Below are 24,157 nucleotides of genomic sequence, written 5' to 3'. Positions count from 1 at the left end.
CTCTCTCATGGAAGAAACGTTCCGATGGTTCGGTCCGGCGGACCCAGTGCGGCTGAACGAAATCCGGCAGACCGGCGCGCGTGGCATCGTCACGGCGTTGCACGACATCCCCTATGGCGAAGTCTGGCCCCTCGAGGCGATCATGGAACGCAGGCGCCTGATCGAGGCCGATCGGAGCCTCGGCCTGCGCTGGAGCGTCGTCGAGAGCCTGCCGGTGCACGAGAACATCAAGCTCGGGGAGGGGGATCTGCGTCCCCTCTTCGACAATTACCGCACCTCGCTGCGCAATCTCGCCGCCGCGGGCGTCACCACCGTCTGCTACAATTTTATGCCGCTGCTCGACTGGATGCGGACGGATCTTGCCTATCCCCAGCCTGGCGGCGCGCTCGCGCTTCGTTTCGACGCCCATCTCCATGCGGCCTTCGACTGCTTTATGCTGGAGCGGCCGGGTGCTGCGGCGGAGTTTTCGCCGGAGGTGCTGGCCCGCGCGAGGGCGTGGTTCGACGCCTCGACCGAGGCCGACCGACAGCGCCTGCTCGACACGATCATGGCCGGCCTGCCGGGCGCCTACACGCGCTACGACGTGCCGGGCCTGAAGGCCGTGCTCGCACGCTACGACGGCTTCGGCGTCGCGGACCTGCGCGCCAACCTTAAGCGCTTCCTCGAGGAGGTGGTGCCGACGGCGGAGGAGGCGGGCGTGCGCCTGTGTGTGCATCCGGACGATCCGCCGCGACCGCTCTTCGGCCTGCCGCGCATCGTCTCGAATGCAGAGGATCTTGCCTATATCGTCGCGGCCGCGCCATCGCCCGCGAATGGCATTACGCTGTGCACAGGCTCGCTCGGCGCCAGGGCCGATAATGATCTTCCGACGATCGCGCGCCGCTTCGCAGCCCACATCCATTTTGCACATCTGCGCAATGTGAAGCGCGACGCGGACAGCAGCTTCATGGAGAGCGAGCATCTCGACGGCGACGTCGACATGGTGGCCGTCATCGTCGCGCTGCATGCGGAAGAGCAGCGCCGCGCGCGGGAGGGCCGGGCGGATCGGCAGATACCCATGCGCCCCGACCATGGGCAGGTGCTGCTCGACGACGGTTCGCGCAAGACGCATCCGGGCTATCCGCTCGTCGGCCGGCTGCGGGGGCTCGCCGAACTGCGCGGCGTGATGAAGGCGGTGGCCGCGCTCACCTGAGCGGGCCTGACCGGCTTTCGCAGAATTCGGCAACGCGCCGGGGCCTTCGTCCCGGCGCGTTGTCGCTTCAAGCGGCCTCCCGCTCGCGCTGCTTGACGTCCGTGAGGATCTGCCCGGCCACCTGCCGGACGATGGCGGCGAGCGCCTCGAAATCCCTGCGGCGGGAGGAACTGCGTCGCCAGGCAAGGCCGATGGTGCGATAGGGCTCGGGATCGGCGAAGCGTACGAGCCGGATGCGGGCATCTTGCCCGACCTCCACGGGCACGGCGATCTCCGGCACGAGGGTCAGGCCATAGCCGTTGGCGACGAGTTGGACGATCGTCGCCAGGCTGGAAGCCCCGAACTGCTGTCGCTGCGTCGCTCCCGGCATGCCGCAGAAGGTCAACGCCTGCTCGCGCAGGCAATGCCCCTCCTCGAGGAGGAGGAGACGCTTGAGATCGAGCGTCTCCGGCTGAGGCCGCTGATGGGCCGGCATGTCCTCCGCCGCGGGCATGGCGAGCAGGAAATTGTCGTCGAACAGCGGCACGGCGTCGATATCCGGATGGTCGATGGGCAGCGACATCAGGACGACGTCCACCCGCCCGGCCACCAGCTCGTCGAGGAGCTGGGCCGTGAGCGTCTCGCGGATGTTGAGCGACAGCGCGGGATAGGCCTCGGTGATCTCGGGCAGGATGCGTGGCAGGACATAGGGCGCGATCGAGGGAATGATGCCGAGCTGCAGCGGCCCGGACAGCACCTCCTGACGGGTGCGCGCATATTCCATGAGATCGCGCGCTGCCACGAGGATCTCCCGGGCGCGCCGGGCCACCTCGTGGCCCATCTCCGTCAGCTGGACGTCGCCCCTACGCCGCTCGATGAGGACCGTGCCGAGCAAGGCCTCGAATTCCTGCATCTGCATCGATAGCGCCGGCTGGGTGACCGAGCATTCTTCCGCCGCGCGGCGGAAATGACGATGGCGGGACAGGGCCTCGAAATATCTGAGATGGCGCAGAGTGATCATGGCAATCAGTCTTTCTTATCAACTGAGTAAGGTAAAACAATTGGACCTGATACGGAACTATCCTCAATGTCGCGTTCAGAAACGTGAAAGGAGAGGTTCGATGTCGAAATCGACGATGACGACGGCCAGTGGCGCGCCTGTGGCGGACAACCAGAACAGCCTCAGCGCCGGACCCCGCGGCCCGCTCCTGATGCAGGATTTCCATCTTCTCGAGAAGCTGGCGCATCAGAACCGCGAACGCATTCCCGAGCGCACGGTCCACGCCAAGGGCTCGGGTGCCTACGGGACGCTGACCATTACCAACGACATCAGCCGCTACTCCCGCGCAAAGATCTTCTCGCAGATCGGCAAGCAGACAGAAGCCTTCCTCCGCTTCTCGACCGTGGCGGGCGAGCGCGGCGCCGCCGATGCCGAGCGGGACGTGCGCGGCTTTGCCCTGCGCTTCTACACGGAAGAGGGCAACTGGGACATCGTCGGCAACAACACGCCGGTCTTCTTCGTGCGCGACCCGCTGAAGTTCCCCGACTTCATCCATACCCAGAAGCGCCACCCCGTCACCAACCTGCGCTCGAACACCGCCATGTGGGACTTCTGGTCCCTGTCGCCGGAGAGTCTGCACCAGGTGACAATCCTGATGTCCGACCGCGGACTGCCGCAAAACTACCGGCAAATGCACGGCTTCGGCTCGCACACCTATTCCTTCGTCAATGCCGCGGGCGAGCGCTTCTGGGTGAAGTTCCACTTCAAGTCGATGCAAGGCATCGCGACCTGGACCAATGCCGAGGCCGAGCAGGTGATCGGCAAGGACCGTGAATCGGCCCAGCGGGACCTCTTTGAGTCGATCGAGAAGGGCAACTATCCACGCTGGCGCTTCTGTATCCAGGTGATGCCGGAGCTCGACGCCGAAAAGACGCCGTACAATCCCTTCGACCTCACCAAGGTGTGGCCGCACGCCGACTATCCGCTCATCGAGGTCGGCATCCTCGAGCTCAACCGCAACCCGCAGAACTACTTCGCGGAGGTCGAGCAGGCCGGCCTGACGCCCGCCAACGTGGTGCCGGGCGTCGGCTTCTCGCCCGACAAGATGCTGCAGGCGCGCATCTTCTCCTACGCGGATGCGCATCGCTACCGGCTCGGCATCAACCACCACCAGATCCCGGTGAACCAGCCGCGTTGCCCGGTGCACACCTACCACGCCGATGGCGCCATGCGCCTCGCAGGCCACGCCAATGCGAACGCCTATTACGAGCCGAACAGCTTCGGCGGCCCGGCCCAGAACCCGGACTATGCGGAGCCGCCGCTGAAGATCTCGGGCGATGCGGCGCGCTACGACCATCGCGCGGGCAACGATGACTACACCCAGCCCGGCAACCTCTTCCGCCTGATGCCCGCCGACGCGCAGGAGCGGCTGATGGACAACATCGCCGCCGCCATGGACGGCGTACCCGAGGAGATCGTGCGCCGGCAGATCGTGCACTTCCACCGGGCCGACCCGGCCTATGGCGCCGGCGTCGCCCGCCGCATGGGCGTCGACGTCGGCTCGCTTGCGACGGCCGCGGAATAGGCTGCCGCCGCCGATGGGCATCCACCTGCCGCGGGCGTGCTCGCGGCAGGGCCGCTCGAAGGCCTCCGTTCGCCGCCCGACGATGTGCATGACGACCTCCTCTGTGGCGCCTGCAGACGATCCTGCGCGGCGTGACGACGCATTTGACGCACGAACAGCCCGTTCGTTGCGGACGTCGGCAGATCCGGAAAGTCCACAATCAATAGTTATGCATAATGCTATATACAACCATAGGTGATTAGAACCAGAAACGGTCCCGGCATGCAAGAGGGCATTGTGCCGGTGCCGCGCAGCGACCGCCGGCCCTGCTTGCGCGGGGCTGGTGCCGCGCGCGCGGTGCCGGCTCTGCATGGAATAAGCGCACTTGCATCACCCTGCGGCATGAAGCACTGTGCGGCCCTCGTTGCTGTCGAGACGCTGGCATGACTCTGCTGATCATCGGCCTTGCGATCTTTTTCGCTGCCCATGTCTTCACGATGTATCGCGGTCTCCGCGCTGTCGCTGTCGCGAGGCTGGGCGAGGGGGGCTACAAGACGCTCTATTCGCTGGTGTCCCTGATCGGTCTCATGCTGATCGTCTGGGGCTTCGGGCGCTATCGGGCGGAGGGCTACATTCCCCTTTGGGACCCGCCACTGTGGGGGCGGCACCTGGCGCTGGCGTTGATGTGGCCCGTCTTCGTTCTGCTCGTCGCGGCCTATGCGCCCGGTGCGATCAAGCGCAAGGTCCGCCATCCCATGCTGGCGGCGGTGAAGATCTGGGCCTTCGCGCACCTTCTCGCCAACGGCGATCTCGGTTCCCTGCTCCTGTTCGGCTCTTTCCTCGTCTGGGCGGTGGTGGACCGCATCGCCGTGAAGCGGCGTCCCGGCAGCGATGCGGCCGTTCCGGTCGGCTCTCCCCGCAACGACGTGGTGGCGGTCGTCGCTGGTACTATCGTCTATGTTGCTTTTTTGTTCTGGCTGCATCCGCTATTGATCGGGGTACCGGTATTGCCGGCCTGAACGGGGAAAGGAATAAAGCATGTCGGTTGTGGGTGGCGTACGCCGGCTGACGGCGCCGGACATTCGCGCGCGCAAAGGCGGAGCGCCGGTCGTCGGGCTCACTGCCTACCATGCCCCCGGAGCGCGCCTTGCCGACGAGCATTGCGACTTCCTCCTGGTCGGCGATTCCCTCGGCATGGTCCTCTACGGCTACGACACGACCGTGCCCGTGACGCTCGACATGATGATCGCGCACGGTGCCGCCGTCGTGCGGGCTTCCCGCCATGCCCTCGTCGTCGTCGATCTCCCCTTCGGCTCCTACGAGGACGGCCCGCAGGCTGCCTTCCGGGCCGCCTCGCGTGTCATGAAGGAGACCGGCTGCGGTGCGGTGAAGCTGGAGGGCGGCTGCCACATGGCGGCGACCGTCGGCTATCTCGTGGAGCGCGGCATTCCCGTGATGGGACATGTCGGCCTGACGCCGCAGTCCATCAACAGCTTCGGCTCCTTCCGCCCGCGCGGGCGCGACGACGTGGAGAGCGAGGCGATCGCCGCCGATGCCGAAGCGGTCGTCTCTGCCGGCGCCTTCGCGCTGGTGGTGGAGGCCGTCCCGGTGCGTGTCGCGGCGGCCCTGACACGCGCCATGCCCGTGCCGACCATCGGCATCGGCGCCTCTGTCGTCTGCGATGGTCAGATCCTCGTTGCCGAGGACATGCTCGGTCTCATGCCGCGCGTGCCGAAGTTTGTCCGGCGCTATGCGGAGGTCGGGGCCATCGCTTCCGACGCCATCGCCCGCTATGCGCGCGACGTCCGCAACCGGGCCTTCCCCGGCGTCGAGAACACCTATGCTGAACCCGGCTTCGAGGCGCCGGACATCGCTCCTTCGGACGACGAGCCGAGCGCTGCAACGAAATAGCGATCCGCACGCGCATCCAAGACACGCCCGTACCCCACGGTCATCCTCGTACCGACTGGCGAAAGTGTGGGGAAAGCCGATGATGGCGCTGGCCTTGTCGTGGCTGGAGGACTGGCGTGCACTCGTGCCATTCGTGCTCGCGGCGGTTGTCGTCATGGGCAGTCCCGGCCCCTCGACGATCAGCCTCGCCGCGGTCGGCGCGGCCTTCGGATTCCGGAGGTCTCTCGGCTATGCCGCGGGCCTCGTGGCGGGCACGACGACGGTGCTCTTCGCCATCGCCCTCGGCATGGCCACGCTGCTGGGCGCCTTGCCCGGCGTTGTGCCAGTTCTCGCGGCGGCGGCCGGCCTCTATATCCTCTACCTTGCCTTCGACATCGCGACAGCGCCGCCGCTCGACCGCGGCGGCCGCGGTCGTGGCGAAGCAGCCGCGCCCTCCTTCATCGGCGGCTTCCTGCTGGCGCTCGCCAATCCCAAGGCCTGGCTCGCCATCACCGCCGTTTTCACCAGCACGAGCGTCGTGAGCAGCGCCGACTGGAAGGACGCAGCCATCAAGACGGCCGTCCTCGCGGCCATGATCGTCATTATCCATCTCGCCTGGTTGCTGGCGGGCACCGGTCTCTCCCGCCTCCTCCATGATCCGCTTGGGGCGCGGCTGACCAATGTCACGCTTGCCCTGCTGCTTGTCGCCTCCCTCATCGCGCCGCTACTGTGAGCGATGCTTCGGGGTGCGCCTTCAACCTTTCCGGCGCGATGTTCCAGGCAGGGGCGACGGAAGGGTGAGATCAGGCCAGCGGAGGCGGCCGCCGGCGGATCGGCTGCGACTTGACGATGGCGGTGCTCGTCTCGGCCTTGTCGGCGATGCGGTCGAGGATGCGGTCGAGTTCCTCGATGGAGCGCACGAAGAGACGGGCGATGAAGCAATCGTCGCCCGTCACCTTGTCGCATTCGCAGAAGGCCTCGGTCTCCTCGATGAGCTTCTGCACGACATGCAATCTACCTGGCATCGGGCGGATGCGGACGATCGCCTGCAACTGATAGCCGAGCGCCTGGGGGGCGATATCCACCGTATAGGCGCGCACCACGCCCCGTTCCTCCAGCCGCCGCAACCGCTCCGACACGCTCGGCGACGACAGGCCCACACGGGCTGCGAGCTCCTTGAGGGAGAGACGCGCATCCTCCACGAGGACGGCGAGGAGACGTCGGTCGATATCGTCCAGCATGGCGGCCTCATCGGCAGATTGAGCCTTCAGCCTTGCATAATTAGGAAGATTTGAAAACCTGCCTTCCAGAACGCATGGAATGCGCCCGGGCGCCGCATCATCATCGTCAGCGATGGCAATGGTACCGGCGGCAGCGGCCGCGGAGGACGGATCATGAGCGAGAGGTTGCGGGGCACGGCGGAGATGACGGCGGCGATGGTCATCTCCGGCACCATCGGCTGGTTCGTCGTCATGTCCGGCCGGCCTGTACTCGACGTGGTGTTCTGGCGCTGCGTCTTCGGGGCGGCGACGCTGCTCGTCGTCTGCGCGGCCATGGGCCTCCTGCGGGGAACATGGCCGCTTCGCATCCTCGGCCTTGCCGCGCTCGGGGGCGCGGCGATCGTGCTCAACTGGCTGCTGCTCTTCGCCGCCTATTCGCGGGCGTCCATAGGTGTCGCCACGGTGGTCTACAACACGCAGCCCTTCATGCTGGTGGGGCTCGGGGCGCTCCTTCTGCGCGAGCGGGTGACCGGCGCGCAGCTCGTCTGGCTCGCGCTCGCCTTCGCCGGCATGCTGCTGATCGTCGAGGGAAAACCCGCTGCGGCCACAGCCAGCGGCGATTATCTCGGCGGCATTCTCCTGGCGCTTGCCGCGGCCTTCTTCTATGCGCTCGCCGCCATCGTCGCGCGCAGGCTCGCCGGCACGCCGCCGCACCTCATCGCCCTCGTGCAGGTCTGCGTCGGCATCCTGATGCTGGCGCCCTTCGCCGATCTGGCGCATCCGCCGTCCGGCGCAAGGCAGTGGACGCTGCTCGCGACCGTCGGCATCGTGCACACTGGGCTCATGTACATCCTGCTCTACGGCGCTCTTCAGCGGCTGCCGACTCATCTCGCCGGGGCCCTGTCCTTCATCTATCCGATCGCCGCGGTGCTGGTCGATCTTCTGGTCTTCGGCCATCCCCTGCAGGGGCTGCAGATCGCCGGCGCCGTCGGCGTGCTTTTCGCCGCGGCGGCGATGAACCTCGGATGGTCGCTTCCCGGCCGTCCGCTCCGCCGGATCGCGCCGGCGCGAGCCTGCGATTGAACGCGCGGCGGCTCGGCCGGCGCGCGCTCGTCCATGGCGCTCGCCTTTGGCCGGTGACTGTGCTAGGCGACCGGCTGGATGAAATTTGCCCGCGCCTCGCGCGGGCCAGCGGTCTACGGGCTCGATGGCTGATATCTTTCACGAGATCGAAGAGGAACTGCGGCGCGACAAGGCGCTCGCCTTCTGGAAGAAGCACGGCACCAAGGTCATCGTCCTGGCGGTCGTGTTCGTCGCGGCCATTGGCGGCTGGCGATTCTACCAGCACCAGCAGCGCAGCCAGGCGGAGGCGACCGGCGCCCGCTACGAGCAGGCGCTCGAGCTTCTCGGTGCGAACCGGGGCGACGAGGCCGCGGCGCTGCTGCGCGAGATCGAGAACGACGGGTCGACCGGGTACCGCCTCGTGGCGCGCCTGCGCCTGGCGGCGGAGACCGCACGCTCGGATCCGGCCCGGGGCGTCGAGGCCTACGAGGCGATCGCGGCCGACGCGACCGTGCCGGCCGGCCTGCGCGATCTCGCGCGCCTGCGCGCCGTCGTCGCGGGCTTCGACCAGATGGACGCCCCGACCGTGACGGCGAAGCTCGAGCCGCTCGCCACGCCTGCCGCCGTGTGGCGCCACAGCGCGCGCGAACTCCTCGGCCTCGCGGCGCTCAAGGCCGGCGACTACGAGGCGGCGGGCCGCTGGTTCGATCAGATTGCCGCCGACCGCGAGGCGCCGCCGGCCTTGCGCCAGCGCGTCAACATCTATCTCGAACTCGTGCGCAGCGGCCCCGTCGGCAAGGCCGGCTGAGTTCACGAGGTACGAAGCCATGGCTGGCACAGTCGCCATCGTCGGCCGGCCCAACGTCGGCAAGTCGACGTTGTTCAACCGCCTCGTCGGCAAGAAGCTCGCGCTGGTCGACGACCGGCCGGGCGTTACGCGCGACCGGCGCGAGGGCGAGGCACGGCTCGGCGACCTCACCTTCAACATCGTCGACACGGCCGGCCTTGAGGAGGCGGACGAGGCCTCCCTCGCCGGGCGCATGCGTGCGCAGACCGAAGCGGCGATCGCCGATGCCGACGTCATCCTTTTCGTCGTTGACGTGCGGGCCGGCTTGACACCGACCGACCGCGCCTTCGCCGACGTGGTGCGCCGCTCCGGCAAGCCCGTGGTGCTGCTCGCCAACAAGGCGGAGGGTGGCAAGGGAATCGAGGGCGCCTATGAGGCCTTCGGCCTCGGCCTCGGCGATCCCGTGCCGATCTCGGCCGAGCACGGCGAGGGCCTTGGCGAGCTCTACGACGCGCTCGAGGCCCTGCTGCCGCGCGAGCCGGAGGAGGATGAGGACGAGGTTGAGGAGGTTGAGGAGGCCGACCGGCCCGTCCGCGTCGCCATCGTCGGCCGCCCCAATGCCGGCAAGTCCACCCTCGTCAACCGCATGCTGGGCGAGGAGCGGCTGCTCACCGGCCCGGAAGCCGGCATCACGCGCGACACCATCTCGCTCGACTGGGACTGGCGCGGCCGGCGGGTGAAGCTGTTCGACACCGCCGGCATGCGCAAGCGCGCCCGCGTCGAGGACAAGCTCGAGAAGCTATCCGTGGCCGACGGCCTGCGCGCCGTGCGCTTCGCCGACGTCGTCGTCGTGCTGCTCGATGCGACCATCCCCTTCGAGAAGCAGGACCTCACCATCGTCGACCTCGTCGAGCGCGAGGGCAGGGCGCTCGTCATCGGCCTCAACAAGTGGGACCTCGTCGCCGACCGGCCGGGCCTGCTGAAGGAATTGAAGGAAGAGGCCTCGCGCCTGCTCGCCCAGGTCAAGGGCGTGCCGGTCGTGCCGCTGTCCGGCCTCGCTGGCGAGGGTATCGATGTGCTGATGAAGGCGGTCTTCGCGGCGCACGACGTGTGGAACCGCCGCGTATCGACCGCTCAGCTCAACCGCTGGCTCGGCGACATGCTGGCGAGCCACCCGCCGCCGGCGGTGGCCGGCCGGCGCATCAAGATCCGCTACATGACCCAGGTGAAGGCGCGCCCGCCGCACTTTGCCATCTTCGGCAACCAACTGCAGGAACTGCCGAGGTCCTACACGCGCTATCTTGTCAACGGCCTGCGCGAGGCCTTCGACCTGCCGGGCGTGCCGATCCGCCTCTCACTACGCACGGGCAAGAACCCGTACGAGAAGGGCAGTCGGCAATAGGCAATCGGCAGTCGGATCAACGACTGCCTAATGCCTCGCCTTAGGCAGGCATCTGCGGCTTCAGCAGCCGATCCTCGCGAAAATCGTAGATGAGCCCGCTCTCCTGCCACTCCGGCAGCACCAGCTTGACGAGGTGCGGCGCGAAATCCTCCGGCGTGCGCAGGGTCTGCGGGTCCTCGCCCGGCATGGCCGCCCGGCGCATGGCCGTGCGCAGCGGGCCCGGATTGGCGAGCATTACCTTCACCGGCGTGCTGGCGGTTTCGGCCGCATAGGTCCGCGCCAGCATCTCGAGCGCCGCCTTCGAGACCGCATAGACGCCCCAATAGGCGGTGCCCTTGTGCGCCGCGCCGGAGGAGACGAACACCGCCCGGCCGGCATCGGAGGCACGCAGCAGCGGATCGAGCGAGCGGATGAGGCGCCAGTTGGCGGTGACGTTCACAGCCATCACGTCGTCCCACACCTTCGGCTCGATATGACCGAGTGGCGAGAGCGCGCCGAGCAGCCCGGCATTGGCGACGAGCACATCAAGCTTGCCCCAGCGCTCGTGGATGGCGGCGCCGAGCCGGTCGAGCGCATCGTAATCCTTGAGGTCGACCGGCACCAGAGTTGCCGAGCCGCCGAGGGCGCGGATCTCGTCGTCGAGGTCCTCGAGCGCACCGCTGGTACGGGCAAGGGCGATCACATGAGCGCCGGCGCGCGCCAGTTCGAGCGCGACGGCACGGCCGATGCCGCGCGAGGCGCCGGTGACGAGGGCGATGCGGTCGGCGAGGGGGCTGGACATGGACGATCCTGCAGTTGAGGCGCGAGTCTGATCTGGCCCGTCCCTAGCACCATTTGCGCCGCTGGGCGAGGCTGGGAACGCAGTTGTGGAGTTTGTGCAACACTGTTGCCTTCTCAGCTCGCCGGCCTGTGATTTGCCCAGTTTTGCCGCAATGCGGCAGCATCTGACCGGTGTACATGGCGGCAGGCGGAAACCGCAGCTTTGGCGGGGCAATCGTGCTGATATCAGCGAGCATCGATGGACGTGTCGGGTGGCGGCGCTTCGTGCGCGGCGCCGGTCTGGCGCTCGTTGTTGCCGTGGCAGTTGCCATGGTTGCCGGGCGGATGGCCCATGCACGCAATGCGGCCGAGCGCCTCGCCGCCACCTTCGCGGCGTCGAGCCTCAGCGAGCTTGCCGTCCTGTCGCTTGATGCGGCATCGGCCATCGACGGTCAGGCCGTGCCAGCCGGCGAGACCAAGACGCCTTGCCAGCCGGGCATCCTGCCGACAGCCGCGGTTGCGGTGCCGTTGCGAGGCTTTTCGGGGCTTGCTGCCTGCGAGCAGAGCCGCATGCCGCCGACGCACGAGATGCCGCCGCCGCTCGGCCCGCCGCGGCTTCTCGTCATCTGAACCATCTCCGTTTTCGTTCATGACGCCCCGAGGGCATCGCCCGCACGGCAGGATTAATCCGCCGGGCACGCGATGTCCCGGCGGTCGCGGCGGGTGCCTGGAGGCCAGCCTCGGGCCGTGCCGCTGCCGGCGGCGTCCGCCCCTCCCGAGGAAGAAGACATGTCCATGAATCGTCGCAATTTTCTCTCCATCGGTCTCAGCGCCGCCGCCTGTTCGCTCGCGGGCTTGCCGGCCGCGGCCATGACCGGCGTCGGGGCCTCCGCCCAGCAGGCGCCTGATAACCTTGCCGGCCCACCGCAGGATTTCGTCATCGACCCCATCTACATGCGCCAGATCGTGCCCTACGAGGGTCCCGGCCGCCCAGGCACGATCGTCGTGCGCACCAAGACGCGCTTCGTCTATCTCGTGCTGTCAAATGGTGAGGCGCTGCGCTACGGCTGCGGCATCGGCCGCGACGGCTTCTCCTGGTCGGGCGAGGCGACCGTGGCGCGCAAGGCCGTCTGGCCCGCCTGGTATCCGCCGCCCGAGATGCGCAAGCGCCAGCCGGAGCTGCCGGTGATGATGGCCGGCGGCATCAAGAACCCGCTCGGCGCCCGCGCACTCTACCTCTACCAGAATGGAGTCGACACACTCTACCGCATCCACGGCACGACCGAAGCCTGGACCATGGGCCAGGCGGTCTCCTCCGGCTGCGTGCGGCTGATGAACGACGATATCATCGACCTCCACCAGCGCGTGCCGACAGGAACACGGGTGATCGTGATCTGACCTGTAGTTGTGCGGTCGTCAGTTGCCTGAGACGCGGTCGGCTTGGAGCGTCCTGGCCGGGCTTGTCCCGGCCATCCACGCCCCGACGTTGCACAGGCCGGCGGGCGTGGATGCCCGCGACGAGCGCGGGCATGATGCAGAGAGGGCCGGCCTGAAGGTTTCAGGGCTGGCAAGAAAAAACCCGCCTTCTCACGAAGGCGGGTTTTTCATCGGAAGGACGCGGTGATTCAGCCCGCTTCGGCCAGCATCGAGAGCTGACGCGGCGCTTCACCGGAGATGTCGGTGAGCGGCGTCGGATAATCGCCGGTGAAGCAATGGTCGGTGAATTGCGGGCGCGCAGTGTCGCGGCCTTCGTAGCCGACGGCGCGGTAGATGCCGTCGACCGACAGGAAGGCGAGCGAGTCGGCACCGATATAAGCCCGCATTTCCTCCAGCGAATGGGTCGCTGCCAGCAGCTTGTCGCGCTCCGGCGTGTCGATGCCATAGTAGTCCGGATGGGCGATCGGCGGGCTCGCGATGCGGAAGTGCACCTCGGTCGCCCCGGCATCACGCATCATCTGCACGATCTTCACTGACGTGGTGCCACGCACGATGGAATCATCGACGAGCACGATGCGCCGGCCCGCCACCACGCCGCGGTTAGCCGAGTGCTTCATGCGCACACCGATCTCCCGCACCGACTGGGTCGGCTGGATGAAGGTGCGCCCGACGTAGTGGTTGCGGATGATGCCGAGCTCGTAGGGAATGTTGCAGGCCTGGGCATAACCGATGGCCGCCGGCACGCCAGAATCGGGCACCGGCACGACGACGTCGGCCGAGGCCGGCGCCTCGCGCGCCAGCTGTTCGCCCATGCGCTTGCGAACCTCGTAGACATTGCGCCCGTGCACGATGGAATCGGGCCGGGCGAAGTAGATGTACTCGAAGATGCAGGGGCGCATCGGCTGGTCCGGGAACGGCTTGATCGATTCGATGCCTTCTTCGGAGATGACGACGACCTCGCCGTTTTCGATGTCGCGCACGAATCTCGCGCCGATGATGTCGAGCGCGCAGGTTTCGGAGGCAAGGATGTAGCGCCCGTCGAGCTGCCCCAGCACCAGCGGTCGAATGCCGAGCGGGTCGCGGGCGCCGATGAGCTTCTTGTTGGTGAGCCCGACGAAGGAATAGGCTCCCTCTAGGCGCTGCAGCGCGTCGATGAACCGGTCGATGAAGCGTCCGCGGCGGCTGCGCGCGACGAGATGCAGGATAACTTCGGTGTCGCTGGTCGACTGGCAGATAGCGCCTTCCTGCACCAGCTGGCGGCGCAGGGTGAGCGCGTTGGTCAGATTGCCGTTATGTGCCACGGCGAAGCCGCCGCCGTGCAACTCGGCAAAGAGGGGCTGCACGTTGCGCAGCGCCGTCTCGCCCGTCGTCGCATAGCGCACGTGGCCGATGGCGGCCGCACCGGGCAGGCGGGCAATCACCGCCGCGTCGGAGAAGTTGTCGCCGACGAGACCGAGGCCCTTCTCCGCATGGAACTTGGCGCCGTCGTAGGAGACGATGCCGACCGCCTCCTGCCCGCGGTGCTGCAGTGCGTGCAGGCCGAGCGCAGTGACCGCCGCCGCGTCAGGATGTCCGAAAATGCCAAACACCCCGCACTCCTCGTGCAGGGTATCCCCGTCGAAGTCGCTGTCCATCATGTCGTCCACCGCATGCACGGTAGCCCGCCGACCATGGGATCATGGAAACGGGCGGTCACGCCTCATGTCGTGTCAAACCATTGTCGTTGCAATCCGCACTCGCGTCATGCCGCATGTGCGAAAAGCGCGGGTTGCCTCAGTTGTTTCCCCCCACGAGGGCGCGAATGCCCTGCCGGTCGCCCTGTTCGTAGCTGCCGGGCATCTGCTGGGTGCGCTGCTCCGGTACCGCTTCGGCCGGCGGTTCCCCGGTCTCGCCTTCGGGCTTCGGCCGCTTGAGACGTTGCAGGATGGCGGTTTCCGGATCATCCGGCAGAAGCGCCATCAGGCTGTTGCCGGTGGATTGCAGGATGCCGCGCGTTTTGGCGTCCCGCGCCCATTCCGGCTGCATCTCGGGTGTGACCAGCCAGTTGAAGAAGAGGAAGGCGACGGCGCAGATCAGGAAGCCACGGGCCGCGCCGAAGATGAAACCTAGCGAACGGTCGAGCGCGCCGATACGCGAATCGAGCACCAGGTCCGACAGCTGCACCGTGATGAAGGACACGATGATCAGCGTGACGAGGAAAATGGCCGCGATGGCCACGACAAGCGCGATGGTCGGGTTCGAGATGTGCTGCTTCACGTAGGGCAGCAGCGCCGGATGCAGCATCAGCGCGGCAATCGCCGCAGCGGCCCAGGACGCGATGGCGAGGACCTCGCGCGTGAACCCGCGCACGGTCGCCAGCAGGGCCGAGATGACGACGATGCCAAGAACGATGAGATCGAGAAGCGGAACTGGCATGAGCGCGCGCCGTTGAGCCTTGTGTTCGTTATGCCCTCGGCTCCGGTGCCGCTGGCCACGTTGCTGCCTCAGCGCGCTGTATAGCCCGCCGATGGGCTTTCGTCACCTGTCATGAACGAGCCGGGCATCCCTTTGCCGCGGCCCGGCCGCGACGTTGGCGACGAGATCCGCGATATGGGCCGTGCCGGTGAGGGCGAGCGACGCATCGCCCGCCTCGCGGATGGCCGCGGGCGTCACGGCGCGGCGGAAGCCGAGCTTGGCCGCCTCCTTGAGGCGCTGGGCAGCCTGGGCGACCGGTCTGACCGCGCCGGAAAGACCGATCTCACCGAAGAAGACGACTTCGGGCGGTAGCGGCCGGCCGGCGAGGGAGGAGACGAGGGCTGCCGCCGCAGCGAGGTCGGCCGCCGGCTCCGTGATTTTCAGCCCGCCCGCAACGCTCAGATAGACGTCGTGCATACCGAGCCTGAGGCCGCCGTGTGCCTCGAGCACGGCCAGCACCATGGCGAGACGGTTCTGCTCCCATCCCACCACCGCCCGTCGCGGCGTGCCGAGTGAGGTCGGGGCGACGAGCGCCTGGAACTCGACGAGGAGGGGGCGCGTGCCCTCCATGCCGGCGAAGACCGCCGCGCCGGGCGCCGCATGGTCGCGGCCGGCGAGGAAGAGGGCGGAGGGGTTGGGCACTTCGGCAAGGCCGCTGCCCGTCATCTCGAAGACGCCGATCTCGTCAGTGGGCCCAAAGCGGTTCTTGACGGCGCGCAGGATGCGGAAATGGTGGCCGCTGTCGCCCTCGAAGGAGACCACCGCATCCACCATGTGCTCGACCACGCGCGGGCCGGCGATCTGCCCGTCCTTGGTGACGTGACCGACGAGGATGACGCAGGTGCCGGTGGTCTTGGCGAAGCGGATAAGGGTCTGCGCGCTGCCGCGCACCTGCGTGACGGTGCCGGGCGCCGCATCGACGAGGCCGCTCCACATGGTCTGGATCGAATCGATGACCACGAGCCGCGGCGCCGGCCCCTGCGACAAAGTGGCGACGATGTCCTCGACATTGGTCTGCGAGGCGAGCTCCACCGGTGCGTCGGTGAGGCCGAGGCGGTCAGCCCTGAGGCGCACCTGGCCGATGGCCTCTTCCCCCGAGATGTAGGCGATGCGGTGGCCGGCCCGTGCCAGCGCGGCGCAGGCCTGGATCAGCAGGGTCGACTTGCCGATGCCGGGGTCGCCGCCGATGAGGATGACCGAGCCCTCGACGAAGCCGCCGCCCGTCACGCGGTCGAGTTCGCCGATGCCGCTCGCCGCGCGCGGTGCCTGTGCTTCGCTGCCGGTGAGTCCCTCGAGCGGGAAGACGCGTCCCTTTGCCCGTCCGCCGAGCCGCGCGCCCGGCACGGGCATGGACGGGGCGCTCGCCGTCTCCTCGGCGAGGCTGTTCCACGCCCCACACGCGTCGCACTTGCCCTGCCAGCGCTTATAGGAGGCGCCGCAGCTCTGGCAGATGAAGGAGGGCGCACGTCTGGCCATACGCTAGGACGCTGCCGGCAGGTAGCGACGGTAATACCGCTTGCCGAGGTCGGTCAGCATCTCGTAGCCGATGGTGCCGGCGCGCTTGCCGGCCTCGTCCACGGTGAGGCCGTTGCCGATGAGGATGACCTTGTCGCCGCGCCGGACGGCGCCCTCGGGCACGGCGCTGACATCGAGCGTGATCAGATCCATCGAGATGCGCCCGGCGAAGGGGCAGCGCACGCCGGCCACGAGCGCCTCGCCGCCGCTCTTGAGATTGGTGCCGCTCGCCGTGCGCAGATAGCCGTCGGCATAGCCCACCGACAACGTCGCGATGCGCCGCCGGCCCTGTGCCGTCCAGTGGCCATTATAGCCCACCGTTTCGCCATCCGGCGCCCAGCGCAGCTGTATGATGCGCGCCTCGAGCTGAACCACCGGGCGCATCGGGTTGGCGCGTTCGGGGGTCGGGTTGCCGCCGTAGAGCGCGTAGCCTGGCCGCACGAGGTCGAAATGCGGCGCCTGCGGCAGGAAGATGCCGGAGGAATTGGACAGCGAGGCTGGCACGCCGGCAAAGCGCTCGCGCACATGCGTGAAGGCGGCGATCTGCCGGGCATTGATCGGATGCTCCGGCTCCTCGGCCGAGACGAGATGGCTCATGACGAGGCTCGGCGTGAAGGCGCCGAGAAGCTCGGCGTCTTCGGCGAGCTGCAGCGCGGCCTCGGCCCTGAGGCCGAGACGGTTCATGCCCGTGTCGACATGGATGGCCGCCGGCAGCCGGCCCGCACCCGCCCGGCAGAAGGCTGCCCATTCCTCGACTTCCTCCTGCGAGCCGAGCACCGGCCGCAGGTCATGCGCCGGGTAGGCGGCGGCGGTGCCGGGCAGGAGGCCGTTGAGCACGTAGATCACGGCATCCGGCGCCGCCGCGCGCGTGCGCCGCGCCTCGACGAGATGGGCGACGAAGAAGGTGCGGCAACCGGCAGCGTAAAGCGCGGGGACCGCTTGATCGATGCCGATGCCGTAGGCGTCGGCCTTGACGACTGCCGCCGTCTCGGCTCCGCCCGCCTTGGCGGCCAGCATGCGCCAGTTGGCGACGAGGGCGCCGAGGTCGATGGTGAGGAGCCCGCCCGCCTCGTCTTCGCCGATGGCGGGGCGCGGCTCGTTCGGTTTGCTGGTCACGATGTCCGGAGCCTCATGTGGATCGGGCCTCAGGGCCGTTCAGAACTGCTCTGGCAGGCGGTCTTCCTGCGCGAGATTGCCGAAGCGCGTGACATCCGCCTGGAAGGACAGCTGCACGGTGCCAGTCGGGCCGTGGCGCTGCTTGCCGATGATGACCTCGGCCTTGCCATGGGCCTGGTCCATCTCGGCCTGCCACTTGAAATGTTCCTCGGTGCCGGGCTTCGGCTCCTTGTTCTTGAGGTAATATTCCTCGCGATAGACGAAGAGCACGACGTCGGCATCCTGCTCGATCGAGCCCGATTCGCGCAGGTCCGACAACTGCGGCCGCTTGTCGTCCCGGTTCTCGACCTGACGCGACAGCTGCGACAGGGCGATGATGGGCACGTGCAACTCCTTGGCGAGCGCCTTCATGCCCGTCGTGATCTCGGTCAGCTCCTGCACGCGGTTGTCGCCCTTCTTGGACGAGCCGGAGAGCAGCTGCAGGTAGTCGACCACGAGGAGGTCCAGCCCCCGCTGACGCTTCAGGCGCCGTGCCCGCGCTGCGAGCTGGGCGATGGACAGGCCGCCCGTCTGGTCGATGTAGAAGGGGATCGTCTGCATCTCCCGGGCGACGTCGCTGATCCGGTAGAACTCCTCCTCGCGGATGTCGCCGCGGCGGATCTTGTAGGATGGGATGCCGGACTGCTCGGCGATGATGCGGTTGGCCAGCTGCTCGGCCGACATTTCGAGCGAGAAGAAGCCGACGATGCCGCCGTCCACCGTCTTCACCGCGCCGTCCGGCTGCTTCTCGCCGCGGTAGGCCTTGGCGATGTTGAAGGCGACGTTGGTGGCGAGCGACGTCTTGCCCATGGCCGGGCGGCCGGCCAGGATGACAAGGTCCGACGGCTGCAGGCCGCCCATCATGCGATCGAGGTCGTGCAGGCCGGTGGCGAGCCCGGAGAGCTTGCCCTCGCGCTTGTAAGCCGCAGCGGCGACGTCGATGGCCGCGGTGAGCGCATCGGCGAAGCGCTGGAAGCCACCGTCGTAGCGGCCGGTTTCGGCAAGGCTGTAGAGCTTGCGTTCCGCGTCCTCTATCTGATCGCGGGGCGAGACATCGACCGGCGCATCATAGGCGACATTGACCATATCCTCGCCGATGCTGATGAGCTCGCGGCGGATGGCGAGGTCGTGGATCGTGCGGCCGTAGTCCTCGGCGTTGATGATGGTTGTCGCCTCGGCGGCGAGCCGCGCGAGATATTGCGATACGGTAAGGCCGCCGAGGTCGTGGTCGCCAAGGAAGGTCTTCAGCGTGATGGGGGTCGCGATCTTGCCTGCCTTGATGAGGCTCGATGTCACCTCGTAGATGCGCCGGTGCACCTCCTCGTGGAAATGGGCGGGCTCGAGAAAGTCCGAGACGCGAAAGAACGCTTCGTTGTTCACGAGAATCGCGCCGAGCAGCGCCTGCTCGGCGTCGATATTGTGCGGCGCAAGACGGTAGCGGGGCTCATCGGGGCCGTCGAGCCGCGCTGCGAGTGAATTCACGGTTGCCATCGGTCTTCGGTCATCGAGTCGCTGGACGATCAGACTAACACGTCGCCGCGTCCGTCGAAGCGGCGCGGGCGGGCGGCGGCGAAAACGCGGTGCACAGTCCAGCAAAGCGGGGACGACGTTGAGAAGTCGTTAACCTTTCGTTGACCGTGTCGCGCGGGTGACTCTGTCGCACGGAGGCAGGGCATTGCCCATGACGCCGGCGTGTCAATGCAGGTGCGGGGGCTCCCTCGTCATGGCCGGGCTTGTCCCGGCCATCCACGCCTTCGGGCTTGCAATCGTCAAAGGCGTGGATGCCCGCGACAACCGCGGGCATGACGGCAGGAAGGGACGGCACCGGGTTTCAGCGACCGTGGCCGTGGGGCTCCGCAGTCTCTTCCCCGTCCCTACTCCCCGGCGAGCCTCAGCGGGCTGCGCTGGCCCTCGCGCCGGCGCAGCGCGGCTTCCCGCTCGGCGATGTAGGTGCGCGTCAGCGGCACTGTGCCGATCTTCTTGGCGAGCTGGATCTGGAACACCATCATGCCGTCGTGGCGGAAGGACATCTCCGAGCCGGCGAGATAGAAATCCCACATCCGGGCGAAACGCTCGTCATAGAGCGCGACCGCCTCCTCCCGGCGGGCATGGAAGCGCTGGCGCCAGGCCTTTAGCGTCTCGGCATAGTGCAGACGCAGGATCTCGATGTCCGTCACCATGAGGCCGGCGCGCTCGATGGCCGGCAGCACCTCCGACAGAGCCGGGATGTAGCCGCCGGGGAAGATGTACTTGGCGATCCAGGAATTGGTCGCGCCGGGCTCCTCCATGCGGCCGATGGAATGCAGCAGCATGACGCCGTCGTCGTCGAGCAGACGCGCCGCCGTGTCGAAGAAGGTCTGGTAATAGGGCACGCCGACGTGCTCGAACATGCCGACCGAGACGATGCGGTCGAAGCGTTCGGCGACGGCGCGGTAATCTTGCAGCCGGAAACGCACCTTGTCGGCGAGGTTGCGCTCCTTGGCGCGGGCATTGGCGACGCCGAGTTGCTCCTCTGACAGGGTGATGCCGACGACGTCCGCTTCCGCATAGGCGCCGAGATAGAGACCCAGTCCGCCCCAGCCGCAGCCGATGTCGAGCACCTTGTGCCCCGGCTCGACGAGCAGCTTGGCCGCGATGTGCCGCTTCTTGGCGAGTTGCGCATCGTCGAGGCACTGGTCGGGCGTCTCGAAATAGGCGCAGGAATATTGTCTGTCGGCATCGAGGAAGAGGCTGTAGAGACGCCCGTCCAGGTCGTAGTGATGGGCGACGTTGCGCCGCGATCGCGGCATGCGGTTCCACTGCATGAAGCCGCGCAGCCACTTGCGCCAGCGCCGGACAAGGCGCACCGGCAGGGGCGGGCGCGCGAGGCGCAGGTTGATCATGCCGAGCGCGATCAGATCGGCGATGTCGCCCTTCTGCATCGTCAGGCGGCCGTTCATGTAGAGTTCGCCGAGGGCAAGGTCCGGATTGGCGATGAGCGCCGCCACGTCCCGCCGGCCCGCGATGCGGACGCTGAGGGGAGGGCCGCTGCCGTCGCCGACAACGAAGGGTGGCGTGTCCGCCACCTGCACTTCGAGGGTGCCTTGCCGGATGAGGCGCCCAAGCAACGGTCGCAGCAACCTGTCCATACCTGCACCTCCTCCCGGCCTCGCGGCCGTTGCACTGTGCTGGAACGACAGAAAAAGGTTAGGAACGGTTGCCCAGAAATGCAATGGGCGCCAATCACGGCGCCCATGAACTGCGAAGGTGGCTGAAGAAACGGGCTGAAACCGGCGGCTTCGTCCGCCGCCGGTCGCTGTTTCATGGGCTTTGTCTTGCCTCAGACTTGCTCTTCGCCGGCGGCGTCGGCCAGTGCCGCACCCACCTCGAGGCCGAGGTCGTCGAGGTTCGTCTCCTCACGGGTGAAGACGGCCTCGCCGCGCTGCTGGCGCTCGGCCTCCTCGGCGCTGCGGGCGACGTTGACGGTGATCGACACCTCGACCTCCGGGTGCAGCGCCACGGGCACGGTGTGCAGACCGAGCGTCTTGATCGGCGCGTTGAGCACGATCTGCTGGCGCGAGACGCTGAAGCCGCCGGCCGTCAGCACCTCGGCGATGTCGCGCGTGGCGACCGAGCCGTAGAGCACGCCCGTCTCGCCGGCCTGGCGCAGGACGACGAAGCTCTCGCCGTTGAGCTTCTCGGCGACCTTCTCGGCCTCGCTCTTGAGCTCGAGGTTGCGGGCCTCGAGCTGGGCGCGCTGCTGCTCGAAGCGGGCCTTGTTGGCGGTGGTGGCGCGCAGCGCCTTGCCCTGCGGCAGGAGGAAATTGCGGGCGAAACCGTCGCGCACGCGCACGACTTCGCCCATCTGGCCGAGCTTCGGCACGCGTTCGAGCAGGATGACTTCCATGGTGGTTCTCCTTACGTTTCAGGTTCGGTTCTGGCGATCGGGAGCGACGGACGGCGTGCCCGACGTGATCTGGTGTTCGGGCGGGCCGAAGAAGGCCGCCATGACGCCGACGACGGCGAGCACCGGCAGCGCCCAGATGAGGAAGATGACGACGACGAGATAGACGAGGCCGAGGATCAGCGGCCGTCCGGCCTTGCCCATCGTCCAGCGGTGGATGGCCGCGAGACCCTGCAGCGCGAAGGCAGCGGCGAGCGCGCCGGTGAGCGCCTGGGCGAGCACGCCGGCAAAGCCCGTCAGCATGACGCCGCCGGCGAGCGCAATGGCCAGCGCGAAAGGCGCCTGGCGCGGCAGCATCATCAGCGGCAGCGGCGGCCACGGCCGCGGCAGCCGGCCGGAGAGGCTCACCGCCTTGGCCGCGCCCCAGAGGTTGATGACGAGCATCGGCACGAAGGAGGCCGCGGCGGCGAGCGGCATCACGGCGACGATGGTGTCCACCGTCGCGACGGCCGAGAGGCCGCCGGGCAACTCGCCCGCGCCCTCGGCGGCGCCCTCGGCCCCGGCGCCGAGCTCCGCCCTCAGCACGGACTCGATGGCGCGGCGCATGGTCTCGACATAGGCCTCGTAGGACCAGCCGAGCGAGACGGCGCCGGCGAAGGTGACGAGCCCGGCGACCGCGGCCACCCACAGCAGCAGACGGCCGATGGGATACCATTCGGTGCGCCCGTCGCCCGTGGGGCGGCCGAGAAGGCCGAGATAGGCGAGCCACCAGGCGGGCAGGGCGACGCCGAGCGCGAAGGCCGGCGCGGCCGCCCAGCGCAGCGCGATGCCGATGGCGAGCGCGCCGACGGCGGCGGCGACGAGGCCGGCCCGGTGGTTCCAGCCGAGCGCGGCGATGATGACGGGAAGGGGGGCGACATAGGACAGCATCACCGCCAGCGGCGATCCGGTGATCACCACGGTGAAGAGGAGGGCCGATACGAGGCCGGCGCCTGCGCCTGTGACGAGAGTGCTCATCAATCGTCCTGCTGTCCCGCTGCCTTTCGCAGGGTTAGGGGCGGATCCGACGTCCGTCCCAGCAAACTCTCCACGAAGCGTGACGGGAGAGCGACGGGGTTTTCGGGTTCGCTTGCTGCGTCCGGGCGGGCGAGGCGTCCGCCCGGGGCTGTGCGCGGCACCCGGCGAGCCGGATGCCGCGTCCTCCGTCGCCTTACTTGATGACGTAGGGCAGGAGGCCCAGGAAGCGCGCGCGCTTGATGGCCTGGGCGAGCTCGCGCTGCTTCTTGGCCGAGACGGCCGTGATGCGCGAGGGCACGATCTTGCCGCGCTCGGAGATGTAGCGCGAGAGCAGGCGCGTGTCCTTGTAGTCGATCACCGGCGCGTTGGGGCCCGAGAACGGGCAGGTCTTGCGGCGGCGGAAGAAGGGGCGGCGGGGTGCGCTCGACATGGCTCAGTTCTCCTCGGACGCCGTTTCGTCTTCGCGGCGGTCGCGGCGCGGGCCGCGGTCACCACGATCGCCACGCGGGCCGCGGTCGAAACCGCCGTCGCGGTCGCGGCGCTCGTCGCGGTCGCGCTTCTGCATCATCGCGGAGGGGCCTTCCTCGTGCGCCTCGACCCGCAGGGTGAGGAAGCGCAGGATGTCCTCGTTGATGCGCATCTGGCGCTCCATCTCGGCCACGGCCGCGGCCGGGGCGTCGATGTTGACCAGCGTGAAATGCGCCTTGCGGTTCTTCTTGATGCGGTAGGCGAGCGACTTGATGCCCCAGTACTCGGTCTTGCCGACGGAGCCGCCGTTCGTCTCGACGATGCCCTTGAACTGTTCGACGAGGGCCTCGACCTGCTGTGCGGAAATATCCTGGCGTGCCAGGAAGACGTGCTCGTAGAGAGCCATTGAGTGGCCTTTCCTTTACAACCGACGTTCTCTCCGGCGCTGAGCCCTTCGAGCCCTGTCGCCAAGGCCCGAGCGCGCTGTTCGAAGGCGGAGACACGGGACGCCGGGGCGGATGCCCCTCACGGACCTCACCTCGGGATGAGATCCCGTCGGCAAGGCACCGCCGTCCGTTCAGCCCCCGGCCGGAGCGAACGTGAAGCGGGGCCTTTAAGGGATTTTGCGGGGGATGGCAAGGGGGAGCGCCGGCCTCACAGCGCCATCTCGCGATTTCAGGTAATCTGCCGTCGACTGGTGGGCCCCCGTGCTCAACTCACGCAGCCAGTGACGTCGCGAACTCTGGCAAGATGCTTTTGGCTTCGTCCGCCGGTGGGCCAACGGATCATCTGCAGCGCCATATCTTGATCAGGTCCTGTGTGCACTATTGTGCAAAATCAGATTGAAAATGGCTCGAATACATTCAATATCAATATTTCTAGATGGCTTGTAACGGTATTCTGTCCGATTCTTAAGCTGTTTGGGTGGCCGCATCCGTTTCGGAGTTTGAGGCCTTTGAGTAGCTCATCTTTCTGGTTTTTTCCAATTACGCCAACGGTCGCACATCTAGTAAGAAATATTTCCTCGCCCATTCGTCCTAGGCCGTAAACCCATAAACGGCTCTGGGTTCCCTGACGGTGGCGATTGTGATTCAAGCTCCTTTTCGGGAGCTTTGCGATGGGCCGCTACGATCTGACGGATTTCGAATGGGAGGCGATCCGGCCTCACCTTCCCAACAAGTCGCGGGGCGTGCCTCGCGTGGATGACCGGCGGGTTCTCAATGGCATCTTCTGGTGCCTGCGCTCGGGCGCGCCGTGGGCGGACATGCCGGCGCGCTACGGGCCGCCGACCACGATCTACAACCGCTTCAACCGATGGCGGAAGGCGGGCGTCTGGGATCGGCTCATGGACGCGATCACAAGGGCTTACGATG

At 67.6% G+C, this 24,157-nt stretch carries 24 protein-coding genes; 11 read left to right on the top strand and 13 right to left on the bottom strand.

What is annotated here, in order from left to right; translation table 11 throughout:
- Positions 1 to 7 precede the first annotated feature (7 nt).
- The gene (gene uxuA, locus P2T65_RS13055) at positions 8 to 1,192 is read left to right on the top strand and encodes a mannonate dehydratase (protein ID WP_055460541.1); all 1,185 of its coding nucleotides are present in this window, start codon (positions 8 to 10) and stop codon (positions 1,190 to 1,192) included.
- Between the two features lie 67 nt (positions 1,193 to 1,259).
- On the opposite strand, the gene P2T65_RS13050 is transcribed toward uxuA, so the two are convergent.
- Positions 1,260 to 2,192 carry a hydrogen peroxide-inducible genes activator gene (locus P2T65_RS13050; protein WP_276199926.1) on the bottom strand — a complete coding sequence of 311 codons (933 nt, stop codon included), beginning with the start codon at positions 2,190 to 2,192 and terminating at the stop codon, positions 1,260 to 1,262.
- Between the two features lie 100 nt (positions 2,193 to 2,292).
- Here P2T65_RS13050 and P2T65_RS13045 point away from each other — a divergent pair, with 100 nt between their 5' ends.
- From P2T65_RS13045 to P2T65_RS13030, 4 genes are all read left to right on the top strand, one after another.
- Entirely contained in the window at positions 2,293 to 3,756 is a 1,464-nt protein-coding gene (locus P2T65_RS13045) for a catalase (protein ID WP_055460543.1), read from the top strand.
- Positions 3,757 to 4,178: 422 nt separating this feature from the next.
- Positions 4,179 to 4,754 (top strand): NnrU family protein, encoded by a 576-nt coding sequence (locus tag P2T65_RS13040; protein WP_071923662.1) that lies wholly within the window; start codon positions 4,179 to 4,181, stop codon positions 4,752 to 4,754.
- Positions 4,755 to 4,773: 19 nt separating this feature from the next.
- Entirely contained in the window at positions 4,774 to 5,646 is an 873-nt protein-coding gene (gene panB, locus P2T65_RS13035) for a 3-methyl-2-oxobutanoate hydroxymethyltransferase (RefSeq protein WP_063185967.1), read from the top strand.
- A gap of 79 nt (positions 5,647 to 5,725) precedes the next feature.
- The gene (locus P2T65_RS13030; RefSeq protein ID WP_071923663.1) at positions 5,726 to 6,358 is read left to right on the top strand and encodes a LysE family transporter; all 633 of its coding nucleotides are present in this window, start codon (positions 5,726 to 5,728) and stop codon (positions 6,356 to 6,358) included.
- A gap of 70 nt (positions 6,359 to 6,428) precedes the next feature.
- Here P2T65_RS13030 and P2T65_RS13025 read toward each other — a convergent pair whose 3' ends face one another.
- The gene (locus P2T65_RS13025) at positions 6,429 to 6,866 is read right to left on the bottom strand and encodes an Lrp/AsnC family transcriptional regulator (RefSeq protein ID WP_055460547.1); all 438 of its coding nucleotides are present in this window, start codon (positions 6,864 to 6,866) and stop codon (positions 6,429 to 6,431) included.
- A 153-nt stretch (positions 6,867 to 7,019) separates the two neighbouring features.
- On the opposite strand from P2T65_RS13025, the gene P2T65_RS13020 reads away from it, so the two are divergent.
- The 3 genes from P2T65_RS13020 to der all read left to right on the top strand — a co-directional run bounded on the left by P2T65_RS13020 (position 7,020) and on the right by der (position 10,096).
- Positions 7,020 to 7,928, top strand: coding sequence for a DMT family transporter (locus tag P2T65_RS13020; RefSeq protein ID WP_071923664.1), 909 nt, complete (start codon positions 7,020 to 7,022; stop codon positions 7,926 to 7,928).
- A gap of 124 nt (positions 7,929 to 8,052) precedes the next feature.
- Positions 8,053 to 8,715: a tetratricopeptide repeat protein gene (locus P2T65_RS13015; RefSeq protein WP_055460549.1), complete on the top strand. Its 663-nt coding sequence runs from the start codon at positions 8,053 to 8,055 to the stop codon at positions 8,713 to 8,715.
- A 19-nt stretch (positions 8,716 to 8,734) separates the two neighbouring features.
- Complete coding sequence (der, locus tag P2T65_RS13010) at positions 8,735 to 10,096, top strand: ribosome biogenesis GTPase Der (RefSeq protein WP_055460550.1); 1,362 nt, start codon at positions 8,735 to 8,737, stop codon at positions 10,094 to 10,096.
- Positions 10,097 to 10,136: 40 nt separating this feature from the next.
- On the opposite strand, the gene P2T65_RS13005 is transcribed toward der, so the two are convergent.
- Positions 10,137 to 10,877 (bottom strand): SDR family NAD(P)-dependent oxidoreductase, encoded by a 741-nt coding sequence (locus P2T65_RS13005; protein WP_055460551.1) that lies wholly within the window; start codon positions 10,875 to 10,877, stop codon positions 10,137 to 10,139.
- A 176-nt stretch (positions 10,878 to 11,053) separates the two neighbouring features.
- Between P2T65_RS13005 and P2T65_RS13000 the strand changes: the two genes are divergently transcribed.
- Positions 11,054 to 11,485: a hypothetical protein gene (locus tag P2T65_RS13000; RefSeq protein WP_145979743.1), complete on the top strand. Its 432-nt coding sequence runs from the start codon at positions 11,054 to 11,056 to the stop codon at positions 11,483 to 11,485.
- A 159-nt stretch (positions 11,486 to 11,644) separates the two neighbouring features.
- Positions 11,645 to 12,253: a L,D-transpeptidase gene (locus tag P2T65_RS12995; RefSeq protein ID WP_055460553.1), complete on the top strand. Its 609-nt coding sequence runs from the start codon at positions 11,645 to 11,647 to the stop codon at positions 12,251 to 12,253.
- 227 nt (positions 12,254 to 12,480) lie between these two features.
- On the opposite strand, the gene purF is transcribed toward P2T65_RS12995, so the two are convergent.
- From purF to rpsF, 10 genes are all read right to left on the bottom strand, one after another.
- Positions 12,481 to 13,929 (bottom strand): amidophosphoribosyltransferase, encoded by a 1,449-nt coding sequence (gene purF, locus P2T65_RS12990; protein ID WP_055460644.1) that lies wholly within the window; start codon positions 13,927 to 13,929, stop codon positions 12,481 to 12,483.
- Positions 13,930 to 14,065: 136 nt separating this feature from the next.
- A complete protein-coding gene (locus P2T65_RS12985; protein WP_055460554.1) occupies positions 14,066 to 14,707 on the bottom strand; it encodes a CvpA family protein in 642 nt (213 codons plus the stop codon).
- Between the two features lie 102 nt (positions 14,708 to 14,809).
- Positions 14,810 to 16,222 (bottom strand): DNA repair protein RadA, encoded by a 1,413-nt coding sequence (gene radA, locus P2T65_RS12980; protein WP_276199925.1) that lies wholly within the window; start codon positions 16,220 to 16,222, stop codon positions 14,810 to 14,812.
- Positions 16,223 to 16,225: 3 nt separating this feature from the next.
- Positions 16,226 to 17,377: an alanine racemase gene (gene alr / locus P2T65_RS12975; protein ID WP_276199924.1), complete on the bottom strand. Its 1,152-nt coding sequence runs from the start codon at positions 17,375 to 17,377 to the stop codon at positions 16,226 to 16,228.
- A 39-nt stretch (positions 17,378 to 17,416) separates the two neighbouring features.
- On the bottom strand, positions 17,417 to 18,907 hold the full coding sequence (locus P2T65_RS12970) for a replicative DNA helicase (RefSeq protein WP_055460556.1): 1,491 nt from the start codon (positions 18,905 to 18,907) through the stop codon (positions 17,417 to 17,419).
- Positions 18,908 to 19,290: 383 nt separating this feature from the next.
- Positions 19,291 to 20,544: a cyclopropane-fatty-acyl-phospholipid synthase family protein gene (locus P2T65_RS12965; protein WP_055460557.1), complete on the bottom strand. Its 1,254-nt coding sequence runs from the start codon at positions 20,542 to 20,544 to the stop codon at positions 19,291 to 19,293.
- Between the two features lie 191 nt (positions 20,545 to 20,735).
- Complete coding sequence (rplI, locus tag P2T65_RS12960) at positions 20,736 to 21,302, bottom strand: 50S ribosomal protein L9 (protein ID WP_055460558.1); 567 nt, start codon at positions 21,300 to 21,302, stop codon at positions 20,736 to 20,738.
- An 18-nt stretch (positions 21,303 to 21,320) separates the two neighbouring features.
- Positions 21,321 to 22,316, bottom strand: a complete 996-nt coding sequence (locus P2T65_RS12955) for a DUF2232 domain-containing protein (protein ID WP_276199923.1) — start codon at positions 22,314 to 22,316, stop codon at positions 21,321 to 21,323.
- A gap of 193 nt (positions 22,317 to 22,509) precedes the next feature.
- A complete protein-coding gene (rpsR, locus tag P2T65_RS12950; RefSeq protein ID WP_019404164.1) occupies positions 22,510 to 22,746 on the bottom strand; it encodes a 30S ribosomal protein S18 in 237 nt (78 codons plus the stop codon).
- A 3-nt stretch (positions 22,747 to 22,749) separates the two neighbouring features.
- The gene (gene rpsF / locus P2T65_RS12945; RefSeq protein ID WP_055460560.1) at positions 22,750 to 23,190 is read right to left on the bottom strand and encodes a 30S ribosomal protein S6; all 441 of its coding nucleotides are present in this window, start codon (positions 23,188 to 23,190) and stop codon (positions 22,750 to 22,752) included.
- Between the two features lie 711 nt (positions 23,191 to 23,901).
- On the opposite strand from rpsF, the gene P2T65_RS12940 reads away from it, so the two are divergent.
- Positions 23,902 to 24,157 (top strand): transposase (locus tag P2T65_RS12940; protein ID WP_276198947.1); only part of this gene is annotated, 256 nt, incomplete at its 3' end.

The sequence above is a fragment of the Chelatococcus sp. XZ-Ab1 genome, from assembly GCF_029309855.1.
Classification (GTDB): domain Bacteria; phylum Pseudomonadota; class Alphaproteobacteria; order Rhizobiales; family Beijerinckiaceae; genus Chelatococcus_A; species Chelatococcus_A sambhunathii.
Note: the sequence above shows the minus strand (reverse complement) of the source record. Positions and strands in the feature narration are given on the sequence as shown.